We start from the raw sequence: 17,264 nt of genomic DNA on the forward strand, positions 1-17,264 counted from the left end.
GCCCCGTTGTTCGCCTCGGACTGATCGGCCGCCGTCAGGACGTCGACCCCAGTGGTCAGTTGCCCCTGTCGCCCGGGTTCAGCGATCCGCCGCCGCCGTTCGTCGCGCCGCCACCGGTGGCCGCACCGCCGCCGTTCGACGTGCCGCCACCGGGTGCCGGCTGGCGCGACGGCTGCCGCTGCGGCTGTGCCGAGGCTGCGCAGTAGGTCAGCGTGACCGTGGTGCCCTGGGGGACGTCGCCCGCGGGCACGCTCTGCTGCGTCACCGTAGTGCCCGTGCAGGCGTACGACGGCGCGGGCTGCACGGTGAGACCCTTGCCGGCGAGCGTGGACCGGGCGGTGTCGAACGGCTGCTGTGTGACGTCCGGCAGCTGGACCTTGCCGTTCGACACGACGAGGTTCACGACCGAGCCCTTGGCCTGTGTGACGCCCGACGCCGGGTCGCTGCTCAGCACCGTGCCCTCGGGCACCGTCGGCGAGTAGTCCGAGCTGACCGCGCCGACCGAGAAGCCCGCGGCGTCAAGGGCCTTGGTGGCGGCGTCCTGCGTCTGCGACCGGACGTCCGGCACGGCGATCTGCTCCGGTCCGGTCGACACGACGACCCGGATCTCCTGGTCACGAGCAACGGAGGTCTTCGCGTCCGGGACGGTCCGGATCACGTCGTCCTTGTCGACGCTGTCCGAGGGTTCGTCGTCGCGCGCAGCCTTCAGTCCACGACGTTCGAGTGTCGCCTGGGCTTGGTCGTAGGTCTGGCCGGCGACGCTGGGCACCTTGATCGACGAACTGACCGGCGGCTTGCCCGGCTCGAGGTTCGCGACGAAGTAGGCGACGGCGGCGATGACCGCGATGGTGAGGACGATCCCGAGCCAGATCCAGGCGACGGGGGGCCGGTTCTGGGTCCGCTGGGGTCGGCGCTCGGAGGTGTCGTCGAGTTCGCGGAAGGCGACGTCGGCGTTGGCGGCCGCACGGGGGTTGACCCCGAACAGCAGCGCGGCGTCGTCCGCCGCGGCGGCCGCGAGCTTCTTCTTCGAGATCGGGACGTGTCCGGCGGCGGCCTGCTGCAGGTCGCGGCGGAACTCCGCAGCGTTCTGGAACCGACGGGTGCGGTCCTTCACGAGGGCGTGCAGGGTGACGGCGTCGAGTGCCGGCGAGACCGTCGACGTCATCGTGGACGGCGCGACGGGCTGCTCGCTGACGTGCTGGTAGGCGACGGCGACCGGGGAGGCGCCACGGAAGGGCGGGTGTCCGGTGAGCAGCTCGAACAGCACGATGCCGGTCGAGTACAGGTCGGTGCGGGCGTCGACGACCTCGCCGCGGGCCTGCTCCGGGGAGAAGTACGACGCGGTGCCGAGGATCGACGTGGTCTGCGCCACGGTGGCCGATGTGTCCGTGATGGCGCGGGCGATGCCGAAGTCCATCACCTTGACCTGGCCCGAGTGGGTGATCATGACGTTCGCGGGCTTGATGTCGCGGTGGACGACACCGGCGCGGTGGGAGAACTCGAGCGCGGTGAGGATGCCCTCGACGATGCGCGCGGCTTCTTCCTGCACGACCGGACCCTCGGCGACGATCTCGCTCAGCGGGCGGCCCTCGACGTACTCCATGACGATGAAGGGGACCTGCACCTCGGCGCCCGAGGACTCGCGCACGGTCTCTTCGCCGGCGTCGTAGACACGGACGATCGTCGGGTGGGCCATGCGGGCCGCCGCCTGCGCCTCCTGCCGGAAGCGCGTGCGGAACGCCGGGTCGTTCGCGAGACTCGGCTTGAGCAGCTTCACGGCCACTCGCCGGCCCAGTCGCGTGTCGGTGCCCACGTGCACGGTGGCCATGCCGCCGCGTCCGATGACGTCACCGATCTCGTACCGGTTGGCGAGGAGCGTGATCCCCGCGGTCACACCTTCAGGCACGTACTCCTCCGAATGTCCGTCCGGGCAAGTGTACGGCAGGGGTCTCTGGGGGGACGCTGGCTGGCCGTGCTCCACGAGCAACCGTTACCGGAACGTGGCGAGGCCCCGACACGTTCCGTGCCGGGGCCTCGCGGGGGTGGTGCAGGTGGTGCGTCAGTCCTGCGGCGTCGCCGTCGAGGTCGGCGCGTCCGTCGGCTCGACGGGGGCGACCCACGTGGCGGTGGCCGGGTCCGAGGTGCTCGACGCGGCGAGGTTGCCACACGTCACCGTGTAGGACAGGGTGACGTCGTCGCCGGCCTGGTCGGCCTGGATGTCGACCGACGTCTCCGAGGTGTCACCGCTCGTGGCGCCGCTGGCGTCCTTGCCGCCGGAGACCGTCCACGAGTACTTCGAGACGGTGTACCCGGTCGGGCAGGTGGCGGTCGACCAGCTGAACGTCACGGCTCCGGTGGCGGAGACCGCGCCGGCGCTCGGGGTGTTCGGCTTGTTGACCGACGGCGGCGCGGTGTACTCACGCAGGGTGATGAGTGCGCCGTCCGACAGGCTGCCGGTGGGGCTGATCGACTGCACCGTGTTCGCCTGCTCGGCGGTCTCGGCCGGATCGCCGTCCTGCACCTGGACGGCGAAGCCCATGCTCTGCAGTTCCGTCTGGACCTGGTCGGTCGCCCGCCCGATGTAGTCGGCGGGGTTGATCGTCGTCCGGGTCTCGGTCGGGGTTGCCGACGGTTCCTGGCTCGGCGCCTGCGACCTCGTCTGCGACGGAGCACTGCTCTGGGACGCGGACGGGTCGGGGTCCTGGTCTGCGTTCGCGAAGACGAGCACACCGATCACGATCGCCGCGATGAGCACGACGGCGCCGACGAGCCACCAGATCCAGGCGCGGCTCTTCTTCTCGTCGGTGTCGTCCTCGGGACCGGCGGGGCTGCGCGGCGCACCGCCACCGACGACCGGCGCGTTCGCCTGGGTGCCGATGAGGGCGGTGGCGGCGTCGTTGCCCGGGGGCGGGTTGAACGCGACCGTCCCGGCGCCGCCGATGGCCGGCACCGCCACGGTCGCCGCAGCGACGTCACCGCGACGGAGGGCCTGGGCGGCGCGGGCGAGGTTCGCCGCGGTCGCCGGACGGTCGGCGGGCTTCTTCGCGATGCAGGACATCACGAGGGCGGCCACCGGCTCCGGGACGGTCCCCGGCAGCGCGGGCGGCTGGTCGTTGATGTGTGCCATCGCGATGGCGACCTGCGACTCGCCCGTGAAGGGTCGACGACCCGCCAGGCACTCGTACGCGACGATGCCGAGCGAGTACACGTCCGTCGACGGCGAGGCGGGATGGCCGCTCGCCTGCTCCGGCGACAGGTACTGGACGGTGCCCATGACCTGGCCGGTCGCGGTGAGCGGGACCTGATCGGCGATGCGGGCGATCCCGAAGTCGGTGATCTTGACGCGGCCGTCCGGCGTGATGAGCAGGTTGCCCGGCTTGATGTCGCGGTGCACCAGGCCGACGGCGTGCGCTGCCTGCAGGGCATTCGCGGTCTGGGCGACGATGTCGAGGACCTTGTCGACGGGCAGGGTGTGCTCGCGCTCGATCATCGTGGACAGGGCTTCGCCGGGGACGAGTTCCATCACGAGGTAGGCGCTGCCGTCTTCCTCGCCGTAGTCGAACACGTTGGCGATGCCCTCGTGGTTGACGAGTGCGGCGTGCCGGGCCTCGGCGCGGAAGCGCTCGAGGAACCCGGGGTCGCCGAGGTACTCGTCCTTGAGGATCTTCAGGGCGACGGTGCGCCCGATGACGAGGTCAGTCGCCTGCCACACCTCTCCCATGCCGCCGATGGCGACTCGGGAGGAGAGCTGGTACCGCCCACCGAAGGTGAGTCCGCTGGTGGGTCTCATTTGTTCAGCACCGCCTCCATGACCTTCTTCGCGACGGGAGCCGCGACCGTGTTGCCGACTCCGGACTGCCCGAGCCCGCCGCCGTTCCCGACGACCACGGCGACCGCGACCTCCGGGTCCTTGGCCGGGGCGAAGCCCGTGAACCAGAGAGTGTAGGGATCGCCCGTGCCGCCCTCGGCCGTGCCGGTCTTGCCAGCGACGTCGACACCGTCGATCTTCGCATTCGTTCCGGTCCCCGCGTTCACGACGCTCTGCATCGCTTCGGTCAGGTCGGACGCCGCGTCGGACGACAGCGGGGCGCTGTACTGCTTCGGCGAGAACGAGTCGACCGTCTTCAGGTCGCTCGTCTCGATCGACTCGACGAGCGACGGCTGCATGACACGCCCGCCGTTCGCGATGCCGGCGGAGACCATCGCCATCTGCAGCGGGGTCACGCGGTCGCTGGCCTGGCCGAACGAGCTGAGCATGAGCTCGGCCGTCGACTCGGGCTCCGGGTACTGGCTCGGGGTCGCCGAGGTCGGCACGTCGATGACGTTGCCGAAACCGTACTCGTCCGCGGTCTTCTTGATCGTCTCGTAGCCGAGCTTCCGGCCGAGTTCGGCGAACGGGATGTTGCACGAGTACTGGATCGCGACGCGGAGCTTGACCTGGTCGCCACCGCCACAGCTGCCGCCCTCGGCGTTGTTGATCCGCGAGCTGCTGCCCGGCAGGGTCAAGGTCGACGGGTTCGGCAGTGTCGAGTCGAGCGTGTAGTCCCCGCTCGCCAGGGCCGCGGAGGCGACCACGAGCTTGAACACCGATCCGGGCGTGTACAGGTCGCCGGCGATGGCACGGTTCGCCAGCGGCTTCGAGGCGTCGGCCTCGAGCGCCTGGTAGCGCGCGATGACGTCCTTGGTGTCGTGCGAGGTGAGGGTGTTGGGGTCGTAGCCCGGCTTCGACACCATCGCCAGGATCTTGCCCGTCTTCGGCTGGATCGCGACGACCGCGCCGGTGTTCGCGCCGAGGGCGTCGTACGCGGCCTGCTGCACGTCGGGGTCGATCGTCAGGTTGACGTTGTCGCCCTGGACGTCCTGTCCGGTGAGGATCGCGTTGAGGTTCTGGAAGAACGAGTCGTCGCTGTTGCCCGACAGCACGGCGTTCTCGGCGCTCTCGATGCCCGAGTTGCCCTGACCGATCGTGAAGTAGCCAGTGACGGCCGAGTAGAGAGCGCCGTTGTTGTACTTGCGCTGGTACTGGTACTGGTCGTCGACCGCGGTGGACTCGGCGATCGGCTTGCCGTCGACCAGGATCGCCCCACGCTTGGTGGAGTAACTGTCCAGGATGGTTCGGGAGTTCCGGCTGTCGGCACGGAGCGAGTCCGCCGCGAAGAACTGGATGGACGTCGTCGACACGAAGAGCGCGACGAACATGAGCACGACGACGGTCGAGACGCCGCGGAGTTGGCGGTTCACCGGCGCTCCTTCCTGGACCGGCCACGGCCGGTGTTGCCCCGCTCCGACAGCGCACCCTGCTGGACGCGCTGTTCGGCGGGGATCGAGTCGGTCAGCCGCAGCAGCATCGCCGCGATGATCCAGTTCGCCACGAGGGACGAACCACCTGCCGCCATGAACGGCGTGGTGAGTCCGGTGACCGGGATGATCCGGGTGATGCCACCGACGACGACGAAGACCTGCAGGGCGATCGTGAAGCCGAACCCGATGCCGAGCAGCTTGCCGAAGTCGTCCTGCGCCATGAAGCCGACGCGGATGCCCCGGGAGACCAGCACCACGAACAGGCCGAGGATCGCGAAGACCCCGATCAGCCCGAGCTCTTCACCGAGCGAGGCGATGATGTAGTCCGCGTTGGCGACCGGCGTGATGTACGGCCGGCCCTGCCCGAGCCCGGTGCCGGTGATCCCGCCGTTGGCGAAGCCGAACAGGCCCTGCACGAGCTGGTAGCTGCCCTGCGTCTGCCGCAGGAAGATCTGCTGGTCGAACGGGTCGAGCCACTGCTCGAAGCGGCCCTGCACGTAGACCAGGACGCTCGCCGCGATGAGGGCACCGCCGATGAACAGCACCAGGCCGATCACGACCCAGCTGAGCCGGGCGGTCGCGACGTAGATCATCACGAGGAACAGGCCGAAGTACAGCAGGGCGGTGCCGAGGTCGCGCTGGAAGACCAGCACGCTCATCGCCACACCCCAGATGATGAGGATCGGGCCGAGGTCACGGGCACGCGGGAACGTCATGCCGAGGAACTTCCGGCCGACGATCGACAGGCTGTCCCGCGCGGTGACCAGGTAGCCGGCGAAGAACAGCGCCATGGTGATCTTCGCGAGCTCACCCGGTTGGAACGAGAACGGTCCGATCCGGATCCAGACCCGGGCACCGCCGATGTTCGTGCCGATGCCGGGCAGCATCGGCAGCAGGAGCAGCACGATGGTGAGCAGCATGAAGATGTAGCGGTAGCGCTGCAGGAACCGGTGGTTGCGCACGAGCAGGATCGTGATGATCGCGAACACCATCGCCAGCAGGGTCCACGCGATCTGCTTGACGCCGATCGCCGCCCACCCGGAGACGCCGTTGTGGATGTCGATCCGGTAGATCTCGGCGATCCCGATGCCGTTGAGCACGAGGGCCACCGGCAGGATGAACGGGTCGGCGTTCTTCGCGACGACGCGCAGGATGACGTGCATCACGAGCGCCAGGCCGAGGATCGAGGCCGCGGTCCAGAGCACCGAGGTGTCGAAGACGCGGCCCTTGGTGCCGAGCTGCACGAGCACCATCGCACCGCCGCAGATGCCGCAGGCGATGACGAGCAGCACGAGCTCGAGGTTCCGGGCCCGCGCGGGCTCCCGGAGCTTGATCGTGATCGCCTGGGTCAACGAGGGTGCGGCCGTGGCGCTCATCGTGCGCTCCTCGACGGGGAGGGTGACGGGGACCGGGGCGTTGCGGACCCCGAGGGGGAGGCGGACGGTGACGACGTCGGGGAGTCTCCCGAGCCTCCCGTCCCGCTCTGGTCCTGACCGGTCTCGGCGGCGGTGCGCAGCCGGTCGACGATCGCGCGGGCGTCCTGCAGGGACGTCGCGTTGATCGTCGAGCGGACGTTCTCACGCGTGTAGTCGGGGAGCTCGGTCAGCGAGATGTCGGTGTCCTCGTAGACGTCGGACAGCGCGATCGGTCCGATCGACTGCTGCACGCCCTTGTAGATCGCCACCGAGCCGCGGTCCGTGCCCACGTAGTAGTGGTCCTGCACGATCCGGTAACCGAGGAAGAGCGCGCCGATCAGCGCCAGGATCGCGATGACGAGTGCGATCGACCAGGACACCCGACGACGCACGCGGCGTCGGCGGTCCTCGGCGATGAGCTCGGCGAAGTACTGGTCCGACTCCGGCTCGAAGTGCGAGTCCTCCGGAGCGGCCGACACCTTGAGCGGGTGCAGCAGGATCGTGGGGAGGCGGATCGGCTTTCGGCCGGTCGACGCCTCGAAGGTCAGCGGGGCGGCGGCCGAACCGACCGTGGTGGCCGCGTCGTCGTCCTCGCCCGGCTCGGAGTCGGTGACGTCGAGCACGACGACCGTGACGTTGTCCGGGGCGCCGTGGTCGAGCGTCTCCTTGACCAGACGCTGCGTGACCTGGTTGGCGTCCATCGTGGACGCGAGCGCGTGCCGGATGCGCTCTTCTGCCAGGTACGACGACAGCCCGTCGGAGCAGAGCAGCCACCGGTCGCCCGGGCGGATGTCCATGATCGCGGTGTCGACCTCGGGCGCGGCGTCGACGTCGCCGAGCACCCGCATGAGGACCGAGCGGCGCGGGTGCACCGCGGCTTCCTCGGGCGTGATCCGCCCGCTGTCGACGAGACGCTGCACGAACGTGTGGTCGGAGGTGATCTGCTGCAGTTCGCCGTCGCGCCAGCGGTAGATGCGGGAGTCGCCGATGTGCGCGATCGCCAGCTGGTCGCCGACCCGGATCATGGCGCTCACCGTGGTGCCCATGCCGGTGAGCTCCTGGTGCTCGAACACCGTCTCGGTGATGAGCTGGTTCGCGGCGATCAGTGCCGACTGCAGTGCGAACTCGGCGTCGTGTGCCGAGGGGAACTCGCGGTCGACCTCTCGGATGCGCCGGATGGCGATCGCGGAGGCGACGTCGCCGCCGGCGTGCCCGCCCATGCCGTCGGCCACCGCGAACAGGTGCTGCCCGGCGTAGCCGGAGTCCTGGTTGTTCGCGCGGATGCGTCCGACGTGGGACACAGCGGCGCTCAGCGTGCGAGCCGTCATCCGGGACTACCGCCGCAGCTCGAACGTCGTCGTCCCGATGGTGATCGGGGTGCGTTCCGCCACGGTGGTGGGGACGGTGACCTTCTGGCCGCCCACGAAGGTGCCGTTGGTCGATCCGAGGTCGGTCAGGACCCAGGCACCGCCCTGCAGGTCGAGGCGGGCGTGGTTCGTGGAGGTGTAGTCGTCGCGGATCACGACGTTGCTCTCGCTGGAGCGGCCGATCGTGATCGGGCCGCCGCCGAGGGGCATCTCCATGCCCTCACGGGCACCCTCGGTGATGACGAGACGGGTGGCGACCGGACCCGCGGTGGAGGCGGTGGGTGCGCTGGCCTGACCGATCAGCTCGGTGAACGCACCGGGAGACGCCCCGGAGGCTGCGGCTGCGGTTCCGGCACCGGCCGGCATCGGCGGGGTGGTCGGGGTCGACGGGCCGGACTTGGGGTCGGTGGGGATCGCACGGACGCGTTGGCCGAAGAGGTCGCTGCGCAACGCGAAGACGATCACGAAGACGAACAGCCACAGCACCGCGAGGAACGCGAAGCGCAGGACGAGCAGGGTCAGGCCCGTGGTCATCGCGCACCTCCGTCGTTCTCCGGGATCACCCGGAACACCATACGGGTCCGACCGATCTCAATGGTTGAGTCCGGCTCGAGGATGGCCTGACTGAAGCGTTCGCCGTTGAGCTTCGAGCCGTTGGTGGACCCGAGGTCGTTCACCTGCGCGTGCTTGCCGTCCCAGAGGACCTCGACGTGCTTCCGGCTCGTCCCGGTGTCGGCGACCGTGATGTCGGCGTCCGTACCGCGGCCGATGACCGTGCGCCCGCGCTTCAGGTGGTGACGCTGCGACCCGATGTCGAGGACCGCCACCCAGGCCAGGTCGCGCTGCACCGTGGTCGAGTCGATCTCGAGGATGCCCGTGGAGAGGGTGCCGTCCTGCTGCAGGCGGATCGTGACCGGGCCGGAGAACGAGTAGTTCTGCGCCACCGCGTGCTGCTGCACCCGCTGCGTGAGTTCGTCGATGAGGGGCTGCCCGACGTCGTGCATGCGGGTGTGGTCCGGCGGCGCGAGTCGCACCGTGAACTCGTTCGGCACGAGGATGCGCTCGCGGGAGACCACGGCAGCCTTGGTGTCGAGTTCACGCCGCAGTGCCGCGGTGATCTCGACCGGCTGCACACCGGAGCGGAAGGTCTTCGCGAAGGCGCCGTTGACGGCGCGCTCCAACCCTCGCTCGAAGTTGTCCAGTAAGCCCATGGTCCCCACGTTCTCGGTCGTTGACCTCTGCATGGTAGTGGTTGGCTCCTGGCCCCGTCTGTGCGTGGTAGTGTTCTCGTCGCTGGCGCGAGTGGCGGAATTGGTAGACGCGCACGGTTCAGGTCCGTGTGCTGGAAACGGCGTGGGGGTTCAAGTCCCCCCTCGCGCACCAGAGCTCTTCACGCAAGAGCGAGCAGACGAAGGCCCCGATCGAGAGATCGGGGCCTTCGTCGTTCCGGCGGTCGGTCATCCGCCGACACGCCCAGCCAGCCCAGCCACGCCCGCCCAGGCCACCCGGCTCACCCGAGTGCGGCCGCGACCTCCCGCGCCGTGCCCGCCGGGTGCAGACCATGGTCCTGCGACTCGGGGACGACCACGAGCCTCCCGGCCGGCAGCAGCGCGGCGAGCCGGTCGGTCGCGGTGACCAGGAACGGCCAGGTCCGCCCACCCCGCAGCACGGTCACCGGCATCGACACGGCTGCCATCGCGGGGGAGGGCACGGGCGTCTCGCCGGTGATCGTCGCGTCGTACACGGTCGACTGGGCGACGTCGACGAGGGCGGGCCACATCGGTGCGTGCCGGATCTGCTCGATCACTTCATCGGGCAGGCCCACGGCCTCCCGCTGGAAGAGGCCGACGGCGTCCTCGGGCCGACCGGCGTCGACGTGCGCCTGCAGGCGGTCCACCAGGTCCGGTGACTGCGGTGGCCGGGACTCGTCGAAGCCGAAAGGCGGTTCGGAGAGGAAGAGGTAGTCGACGTCCAGCCGGTCGGCCGCCGCCCGGAGGGTCAGGACCGCACCCGACGAGTGTCCGAGCGCAGCCCGGACACCCCCGGCCGCCGCGGCGACGGCGATGAGGTCCTCGGCCTCCCGTTCGGGGGCGTACGGCCGGGTGTCGCCGGAGCCACCTCGGGCGCGCCGGTCGAGGACCACTCCGCGGAGTCCCACGTCGGCGAGGGCCTGCGCGAGCGGACGGGCGGCGTCGGCGGTGCTGAACGCACCGCCGGTGATGATCACACCGGGAGCATCGGCAGGGCCGATCGCCTCCCAGGCGATGGGCGTTCCGTCGGCGGAGTGGGCCTGCTGCATGGCGGCAGTCAACACCCGCCCGCAGCCCAGTGGAAGGAGCGCAATGGAAGGCGCCCAGTGGAAGAGGGGACGGACTCGGTGTCGTCCGCACCCGGGGATCAGACGGTGACGCTGCCCAGGACGCGGTGCGCGATCGAGATCGACTCGCCCGACACCACCGACAGCGGTGAGGACAGGAAGCCCACGAGGTCCGCGATCTGCTGCGGGCTGGACTCGCCACCGGCGCCGGGTCGGACCTCGGCGCTCGGCTCGTCCCGCACGGTCCCCGGGTTCACGACGTTCACGGTGACGCCGGTGCCCGCGGTCTCGTCAGCGAGGTTCTTGGCGATCACGTTCGTGGCCGCGTTGCGCAACGAGGTCGTGATGTTCCCCGACAGGTAGGCGTTCTGCCCGCTGACGACGACGACCCGGCCGAAGCCGGCCTGACGCTGCGCGGGCAGGACGGCGTTCGCCACCCGGAGGAACCCCAGGGCCTTGCCGTCGACGGCCGCGGCGACCTGGTCCGGGTCGGAACGGCGCTCGGGGTCGAGGGTGTTCGCCGCCGGGGCCGCGGTGACGACCAGCACGTCGATCCGTCCGTGCTGCTCGAGCACACGGGCGACCGCCGCGTCGACGGCGGCCTGGTCGGCGGTGTCCATCGCGACGCTGTCCGTCGCTGAGCCGTCGGTCGTGTCGGCGGTGCGGGAGGCGACGACGACGGTCGCACCCTCCTGGCGGAGGCGGTCCACGACGGCGGTGCCGATGTACCCCTTCCCACCGACGACGAGTGCGACACGGTCCTGCAGCTGGAGATCCACGTCGCTGACGGTACGCCGGTGGCCGGCCGGGTGCCGGACGGGAGGCCCGTGGCGGGGCCGCCCCGCGCCTCCCGTCCGGAGCGTGCCTGCATCGGACCGACGTGACCCGCCCGGGTCAGTACGCCCGGAGTGTGTCGGCGAGGACGTCCTCGATGCTGCGCGGCTCGCGGTCGAGGAGGTCGGCGAGCGTCGGGTCGACGGTGGCGAACTCGCCGTCCCGTGCGGCTGCGAAGAACCCGGTCATCATCGGGGCGAATGCCTCCGGGAGTCCACCCGCGACGAGTGCCGCGCGGTACTCGTCCTCGTCGACGACGGTCCGGGTGACCGTGCTGCCGGTGATCCGTGAGACGACCTCGGCGAGCTCGTCCATGTCCAGTGCACGGGACGCGGTGAGCGGCGGCGTGGTGCCGTGCAGCCGGTCGGGGTCGGTGAGGGCGATCGCGGCGGCGACGGCCAGGTCCGCCTGCGCGGTCCAGGCGACCGGACCGTCGGCGGGCAGCCGGAGCTCGCCGGTCCGGAGGCCCGCGCCGAGCATGAACGGCGCACTCGAGGCGTGGAAGCCGTTCCGCAGGGACGTCGTGGCGATCCCGGTGGCGGCGAGATCCTGCTCGGTGACGGCGTGCTGTCGTGCCGGGCCGAAGTGTGAGTCGGGCGAGGTCGCCATGTGTGCGGTGTAGACGAGGTGCTCGGCGCCGGCGGTGACCGCGGCCTCCACCGCGATGCGGTGCGGCTCGGGGTCGGCCGGGCCGGAGACGATCAGCACCCGGCTGGGGTCCGCGAACGCGGTGGGGAGAGTGTCCGGCTCGGTGAAGTCACCCCGGCGGACCTGCACGCCTCGGTCACGGTCGAGAAGATCGCCGGCACGGTGCAGGACAAGCTCAACAAGGAGTAGTCCGACCCGTTCCCCGCACGAGCCCTTCCTCCGCCGGAGGAGGGGCTCGTCCGCGTTCGCCCGGATCCGCGTTCGCCTGCCGCGTTCGCTTGGCCCACAGTCGTTCGGTGCGCGAACTGTACAACTCAACGAACTGTTTGTTGCCCTCATTGTTCACGTCGTGAAATAGTTCCCACGTCGGGACGACCAGACCGACGGCAGACCCTCGACGAGGAAGGCGCACCCATGCAGAGCACGTACCACGGCACGTCGCACGACACCCGGTTCGGCGGCTCCCACCCGCGCGTGGGACTGACCGACCCGGCCGTCATCGAGGCCTGGGTCGCCCAGCGGATCGAGGACCCGTCGCTGCTGTCCCGCCGCACCGAACTGTCCTACGCCGACTTCTTCGTCGCGCCGGCCGCCTGACCCGATCGCCTGACCGCAGGCGCCGGAGCCACCGCGTCCGCCCCACCCGCACGACCACCCGCCCGGACGGGTGAGGGAGACACCGACCCATGCCGTTGACCGTCGTCCGCCGCGAGCACGTCCACCTCTACGCCCGCGAGCCCCGCACCCGGTCCGCCAAGACCGCCGTCGACGCCCTGCTCCGGCTGCAGCACGCCGAAGAGGACCAGCTGGAACGTGCCCGGGGCGAGAGCGGCCTGACGAAGAACGAGTTCCTCACCGTCCGCTACATGCTGCAGGCACACCGCGACGGCCGGAGCATGGGCCCGAAGGACCTGGCCGTCATGCTGTCGGTCTCGAACGCCTCGGTCACCAAGATCGTCGACGGCCTGGTCGAGAAGGGCGACCTGCTCCGGGTCCCGCACCCCACCGACCGACGGGCGCAGGTGCTCGAGCCGACCGTGCAGGCCGCCCGCAAGATCGACCGGTCGTACGAGGTCTTCCACGAGGCCGTCGTCGAGGTCATCGACCACCTCTCCGCCGAGGACAACGAGGTCCTGGCGCGCTGCCTCGCGCAGATCACGGCAGCGCTCGACGCCGGCCTGCCGACACCGGTGGACGAGTACACGGTGCCGGAGGCCGGGGCTGACGCCGCCGGGCCTGCCGCCGGTTCCTGACACCCACCGGACGGGAGGCCCGTCACGGGTGGTGATCCGTGCCTCCCGTCCGCCACCGCGCCCTGATGCGTCACGTCGCTTGCGCGTCGAGTTGCCGACGCGTGGAGTTGCTCAGGATGCCGCCGCCGCCCTAGCGTTGGGCGCACCCCTGCCCCGGGGCTCCGGCACCGGAGTCAGCACCCATCGAAGGAACCAACTGAGCGCCGACAGCCGGATGAACGCTCCGGCACCGCAGCGCGCGGCGGTCGTCGTCAACCCGGTGAAGGGCAACCCGGAACGACTCCGGACACTCGTCGATGCCGAGGCAGCCCGCAGCGGCTGGGCCGAGACCGGGTGGTTCGAGACCGCTGCCGACGACGACGGGCGTGCTGCTGCGCGCGCTGCCGTCGACGCCGCGCCGGACGTGGTGCTCGTCGCGGGCGGTGACGGCACCCTCCGCGTGGTCGCCGAGGAACTGCGCGGGACCGGGATCCCGGTGTCGCTGGTCCCGAGCGGGACCGGCAACCTGTTCGCCCGCAACATCGGCCTGCACCGCAACGACATGGCCGGCGCAGTGCGGGCGGCGTTCACCGGCTCCGACCGGCCGATCGACGTCGGGATCGCCGAACTCACCGACGCCGACGGAGCGACCAGCACGCACGCGTTCCTCGTGATGGCGGGCATCGGTCTCGACGCCAGCATGGCGGCAGACACCAACGCCTGGGTGAAGAAGCGGTTCGGTTGGGTCGCGTACTCCGACCCCATCGCCCGGTCGATCGTCGGGAACCGGCAGATCCCCGTCCACTACTCGCTGGACGACGGGCCGACCCGGACGATGCACGCGCACACCGTCATCGTGGGGAACTGCGGCAGCCTCACCGCGGGCGTGCTGCTGCTGCCCCGGGCCGAACCCGACGACGGCATCTTGGACGCCGTCGCGTTCCGCCCCGAGGGCTGGCTCGGGTGGACCAAGATCGGGTACACGCTCTCCCTCAACCGGTTCTTCTCGAGCACCCGGCTCGGTCGGGTCATCGCCCGGGTGCTCCCGACGTCCCGAGCGCTCCCGACGACCCGCGCGCGGACCCTGCACCTGGAGCTCGAGACCCCGGAGCGGATCCAACTCGACGGCGACCCGTTCGGCACCGTCCGTGCAGCCACGCTCACCACGCATCACCACGGCCTCCTGCTCCGCTCCGCGCAGCCGGGAAGCGGAGGGACGGCGTCCGGCACCGGTGCACCCGCGTGAGTGCGGCCTCCCGTCCGCCACTGGCCGCGAAAACCTTCCAGCGGTAAGTTGGCACGATGACCGACCCCGTGGACGACGACGCCGGGACGCCGTCGCGCCGCGGCGGCTACCGCAAGGGCACCGAGCGGCGGGCCCAGATCCTGGACGAGATGATCCGGATGGTCGCCGAGCAGGGGGTCGACGCGTCCTCGCTGCGGTCCGTCGCGGACGCCCTCGGGATCACGCACGCGGCGCTCCGGCACTACTTCCCGAGCCGCGACGAACTGCTGCTCGCCGTTTACCGCGAGCACGAGGTGCGTGAGCAGGGTGCGCCGGAGCGGATGAAGTCCGCGATCGGCGACATGCGCGAGAGTGCCGCCCGCAACCGGGCCGTGCCGGGGCTCGTGCAGCTGTACACGACCCTCTCGGCCGACGCCGTGCAGGAGGGGCACCCGGCGACGCGGGAGTTCATGCGCGAGCGGTTCACCCGGCTGCGCGCTGACCTGGCCGACCTCATCCGGCGGGACCAGTCGTCGGGACGGATCCGGGACGACCTGGACGCGGAGGACCTGGCGAGCCTGAGCATCGCGGTGTCGGACGGGCTGCAGGTGCAGTGGCTGCTCGATCCGGACGCGGTTGACGGGGAACGGGTGTTGCGGTTGTTGGAGCGGATCGTGCCGGCGGGGGAGTCGCGGAGTGGCGGTACCGCGAACTCGGCTCTGACGTGAACGGGTCGGCGCTGATCCGGTGGGCCGCTCTCGTGATGGCAGTCGTCGCGCTCGTCGGCGGCGCAGTCCTCGGGCAGTCCGACGGTGCGGACGCACAGCTCGTCATCGCTGGGCATGGGGCCGAGACGATCAGGGCGGCCTGCTGGTCGGTCGGCGCACTCTGTGCCGCCTGTGCCGCCTGCACCTGGGCGTGGCACCTGACGCGGGCGGCACGCCGGGCGGGCCGGACGCCAGTTCGCGGGGCGGCGGTGCTCCTGTCGGTCGGGTTCGTGGCGTGCGCGCTCGGCTACGTCGCGCTCTCGTCCCTCGGCGGGTCGGTGCGGTACGTCGACGTCGGTTCGGCTTCCGGTCGCACGGTGACCATCGCCGACTACCGGTCCCTCGGCGGACGTCAACTCCAGCTCGGCTTCCGCGACGGGTGGTCCTTCCGTGCCGCCACGGGAGAGCGGGCCTGGGCGAACAGCAACCAGGTCAGGACGGACCCTGCGTCGATCGGTGGCGTCTTCCACCTGCACGTCGACGGGAGCCGGGTTGTGGTGGAGTACGGCGGCGACCGGCCGCTCGAGGCGCCGCTGCCCCGATGACGGGCGACCCCGCCGGCTCAGCCCTCCTGCCGGGCTGCGGCGAGGGCGACGTGCCCGAGGTCGTCGCGCCCGGGTTCCGCGGCAGGCCGGCGGGCCGCGCGCTGCCGGGCTGCGCCGGTGCCCCTGGTGAAGAGGTCGTCGATCCCGCGTTCGACCAGCTGGTCGTCGCCGTTGCACGTGAGGGCCGGCAGGACATGCGCGAGGAACTGCATCACGACCTCCCGCGCTGGCGCCGGACGCTCCGTCGTCGGGTCGACCAGGCACCCGTCGAGCCCCTCGAGGGAAGCCTGCCAGTTCGCTAGCCGGAGCGCTGCGGCGGGGCGGCTCGGAGCCTCCCGGCCGTCTGCGGCGTCGTTCGCCGCCGTGTCCACCAGGGCGCGCACCAGGCCGGCGACCGTGACGGTCGTGCCGGGGTCGAGCGGGACGTCGGCGACGCGGACCTCGACCGTCGGGTGGTTCGCGGACAGCCGCGCGTCGAGGTAGAGCATGCCGGGATCGAGCAGCGCGCCGGTGCCGAGCATCGCCTCGGTCACCGCACGGTAGCGGGACAGCGAGCCGAAGCGCTCCTGCGGGCCCGACGACGGCCACTGGTTCCAGAGCACCGACCGCCAGCTGGCGTGACCCGTGTCGACGCCGTCGTGGAACGGCGAGTTCGCGCAGAGGGCGATGAAGACCGGCGTCCACGTCCGGATCCGGTCCAGGACGGCCACACCTTCGTCCGGGGAGTCGATCGACACGTGCACGTGCAGGCCCGAGGTGAGCACCCGTCGCGGCAGGGCGCCGTACCGCTGCATGATCGCCAGGTACCGCGGCGACTCGGTCGGGTGCGGGGTCACCGGGCACGGCGAGGTGCCCAGCGGTGCGGCGTGCGCTTCGGCCTCGGACGCGAGCTGCTCGGTGAACGTACGGTTCGTCCGGACCTGGTCGCCGAGCGTCGCGAGGGACGAGTGCGGGCGGGTGACGAGCTCGATCGCCTCGCGGTGCATCTCGGCCACCACCTCGCCGCCGTCGCCCGGGCCGCCGGCCGCGATTGCACGGGCGAGCACCTGGTCCGCGACCGGGACCGGGTGACCAGTCCTCCGATCGATGAGCAGCAGCTCTTCCTCGACTCCCATGGTGCGCATGCAACGAGTGAATCCCCGCTCGGCTGCGCACGGGCACCGGGTGGGCGGGGCACGCGGCGGGAGGGTCCGCGGAGCGCGGGTGGCAGGCGTTGGGGAGGGAGGTGGCCGAACCGCGGGGGTGGACGTTCCGCTGTGGGGCGCGGCTACGACCGGGGTCGGTGTGAGCGGGAGGGATCGGCGGCGTGCGACTTCAGACCGATGTCTCCGATCAACCGGGCACATCGCGCGTCACGATCTTCTGGCGGCGCGCTGAGCCGCCACGTCTCCGCGACACGATGGGGGACGCCAATCGGGCCAGGGCCTGACCGACGCCTTCCCCTCGAAGGCGCGATCGGTGCCGCCTACGGCCTCGAGCGCCGCGGGCGAAGGTTTGATCGGTCGAGTTGATGCGCACGCGGGTGACCATCTGCCTCTGGTGTTGCATCACCTCTAGACCCTCGCGCAGATCTGTGGCGAAGGAGTCAAACGGACCCTAACAGCACGTAAGGG

The 17,264-nt window shown here is 70.9% G+C and carries 16 protein-coding genes and 1 tRNA gene; 6 read left to right on the top strand and 11 right to left on the bottom strand.

The annotated features are described in order from the left end of the window. Positions 1-55: 55 nt before the first annotated feature. The 7 genes from pknB to DEI97_RS00110 all read right to left on the bottom strand — a co-directional run bounded on the left by pknB (position 56) and on the right by DEI97_RS00110 (position 9,294). On the bottom strand, positions 56-1,906 hold the full coding sequence (gene pknB / locus DEI97_RS00080) for a Stk1 family PASTA domain-containing Ser/Thr kinase (RefSeq protein ID WP_258376730.1): 1,851 nt from the start codon (positions 1,904-1,906) through the stop codon (positions 56-58). Positions 1,907-2,059: 153 nt separating this feature from the next. Further along, positions 2,060-3,790, bottom strand: a complete 1,731-nt coding sequence (locus DEI97_RS00085) for a protein kinase domain-containing protein (RefSeq protein WP_111075324.1) — start codon at positions 3,788-3,790, stop codon at positions 2,060-2,062. Then, positions 3,787-5,241: a peptidoglycan D,D-transpeptidase FtsI family protein gene (locus DEI97_RS00090; RefSeq protein WP_111075325.1), complete on the bottom strand. Its 1,455-nt coding sequence runs from the start codon at positions 5,239-5,241 to the stop codon at positions 3,787-3,789. Before DEI97_RS00090 ends, DEI97_RS00085 begins: the two co-directional genes overlap by 4 nt. Next, a complete protein-coding gene (locus DEI97_RS00095; protein WP_111075326.1) occupies positions 5,238-6,677 on the bottom strand; it encodes an FtsW/RodA/SpoVE family cell cycle protein in 1,440 nt (479 codons plus the stop codon). The genes DEI97_RS00090 and DEI97_RS00095 overlap by 4 nt, the downstream gene beginning before the upstream one ends. Then, entirely contained in the window at positions 6,674-8,044 is a 1,371-nt protein-coding gene (locus DEI97_RS00100) for a Stp1/IreP family PP2C-type Ser/Thr phosphatase (RefSeq protein WP_111075327.1), read from the bottom strand. The genes DEI97_RS00095 and DEI97_RS00100 overlap by 4 nt, the downstream gene beginning before the upstream one ends. A 6-nt stretch (positions 8,045-8,050) precedes the next feature. Then, complete coding sequence (locus tag DEI97_RS00105; protein ID WP_111075328.1) at positions 8,051-8,617, bottom strand: FHA domain-containing protein FhaB/FipA; 567 nt, start codon at positions 8,615-8,617, stop codon at positions 8,051-8,053. Next, complete coding sequence (locus tag DEI97_RS00110) at positions 8,614-9,294, bottom strand: FHA domain-containing protein (protein WP_111075329.1); 681 nt, start codon at positions 9,292-9,294, stop codon at positions 8,614-8,616. Before DEI97_RS00110 ends, DEI97_RS00105 begins: the two co-directional genes overlap by 4 nt. Positions 9,295-9,379: 85 nt before the next feature. On the opposite strand from DEI97_RS00110, the gene DEI97_RS00115 reads away from it, so the two are divergent. Next, positions 9,380-9,466: transfer RNA gene (locus DEI97_RS00115), tRNA-Leu, on the top strand. A gap of 127 nt (positions 9,467-9,593) precedes the next feature. On the opposite strand, the gene DEI97_RS00120 is transcribed toward DEI97_RS00115, so the two are convergent. From DEI97_RS00120 to DEI97_RS00130, 3 genes are all read right to left on the bottom strand, one after another. Then, complete coding sequence (locus DEI97_RS00120; protein WP_111075330.1) at positions 9,594-10,382, bottom strand: alpha/beta fold hydrolase; 789 nt, start codon at positions 10,380-10,382, stop codon at positions 9,594-9,596. A 98-nt stretch (positions 10,383-10,480) separates the two neighbouring features. Then, a complete protein-coding gene (locus DEI97_RS00125) occupies positions 10,481-11,179 on the bottom strand; it encodes an SDR family NAD(P)-dependent oxidoreductase (RefSeq protein ID WP_111075331.1) in 699 nt (232 codons plus the stop codon). Between the two features lie 115 nt (positions 11,180-11,294). Continuing rightward, positions 11,295-12,011 carry a Rossmann-fold NAD(P)-binding domain-containing protein gene (locus tag DEI97_RS00130; protein WP_220039218.1) on the bottom strand — a complete coding sequence of 239 codons (717 nt, stop codon included), beginning with the start codon at positions 12,009-12,011 and terminating at the stop codon, positions 11,295-11,297. A 285-nt stretch (positions 12,012-12,296) separates the two neighbouring features. On the opposite strand from DEI97_RS00130, the gene DEI97_RS00135 reads away from it, so the two are divergent. The 5 genes from DEI97_RS00135 to DEI97_RS00155 all read left to right on the top strand — a co-directional run bounded on the left by DEI97_RS00135 (position 12,297) and on the right by DEI97_RS00155 (position 15,651). Further along, on the top strand, positions 12,297-12,479 hold the full coding sequence (locus DEI97_RS00135; RefSeq protein WP_111075333.1) for a hypothetical protein: 183 nt from the start codon (positions 12,297-12,299) through the stop codon (positions 12,477-12,479). A gap of 89 nt (positions 12,480-12,568) precedes the next feature. Next, positions 12,569-13,135 carry a MarR family winged helix-turn-helix transcriptional regulator gene (locus tag DEI97_RS00140; RefSeq protein ID WP_111075334.1) on the top strand — a complete coding sequence of 189 codons (567 nt, stop codon included), beginning with the start codon at positions 12,569-12,571 and terminating at the stop codon, positions 13,133-13,135. 214 nt (positions 13,136-13,349) lie between these two features. Next, the gene (locus tag DEI97_RS00145) at positions 13,350-14,360 is read left to right on the top strand and encodes a diacylglycerol/lipid kinase family protein (protein ID WP_111075335.1); all 1,011 of its coding nucleotides are present in this window, start codon (positions 13,350-13,352) and stop codon (positions 14,358-14,360) included. 56 nt (positions 14,361-14,416) lie between these two features. Next, positions 14,417-15,067, top strand: coding sequence for a TetR/AcrR family transcriptional regulator (locus DEI97_RS00150; RefSeq protein ID WP_111075336.1), 651 nt, complete (start codon positions 14,417-14,419; stop codon positions 15,065-15,067). A gap of 35 nt (positions 15,068-15,102) precedes the next feature. After that, positions 15,103-15,651 (top strand): hypothetical protein, encoded by a 549-nt coding sequence (locus DEI97_RS00155; protein WP_146248162.1) that lies wholly within the window; start codon positions 15,103-15,105, stop codon positions 15,649-15,651. A 17-nt stretch (positions 15,652-15,668) separates the two neighbouring features. Here DEI97_RS00155 and DEI97_RS00160 read toward each other — a convergent pair whose 3' ends face one another. Continuing rightward, the gene (locus DEI97_RS00160; RefSeq protein ID WP_181439287.1) at positions 15,669-16,775 is read right to left on the bottom strand and encodes a carboxylate-amine ligase; all 1,107 of its coding nucleotides are present in this window, start codon (positions 16,773-16,775) and stop codon (positions 15,669-15,671) included. Positions 16,776-17,264 lie beyond the last annotated feature (489 nt).

Source organism: Curtobacterium sp. MCLR17_032 (assembly GCF_003234795.2).
Lineage (GTDB): Bacteria > Actinomycetota > Actinomycetes > Actinomycetales > Microbacteriaceae > Curtobacterium.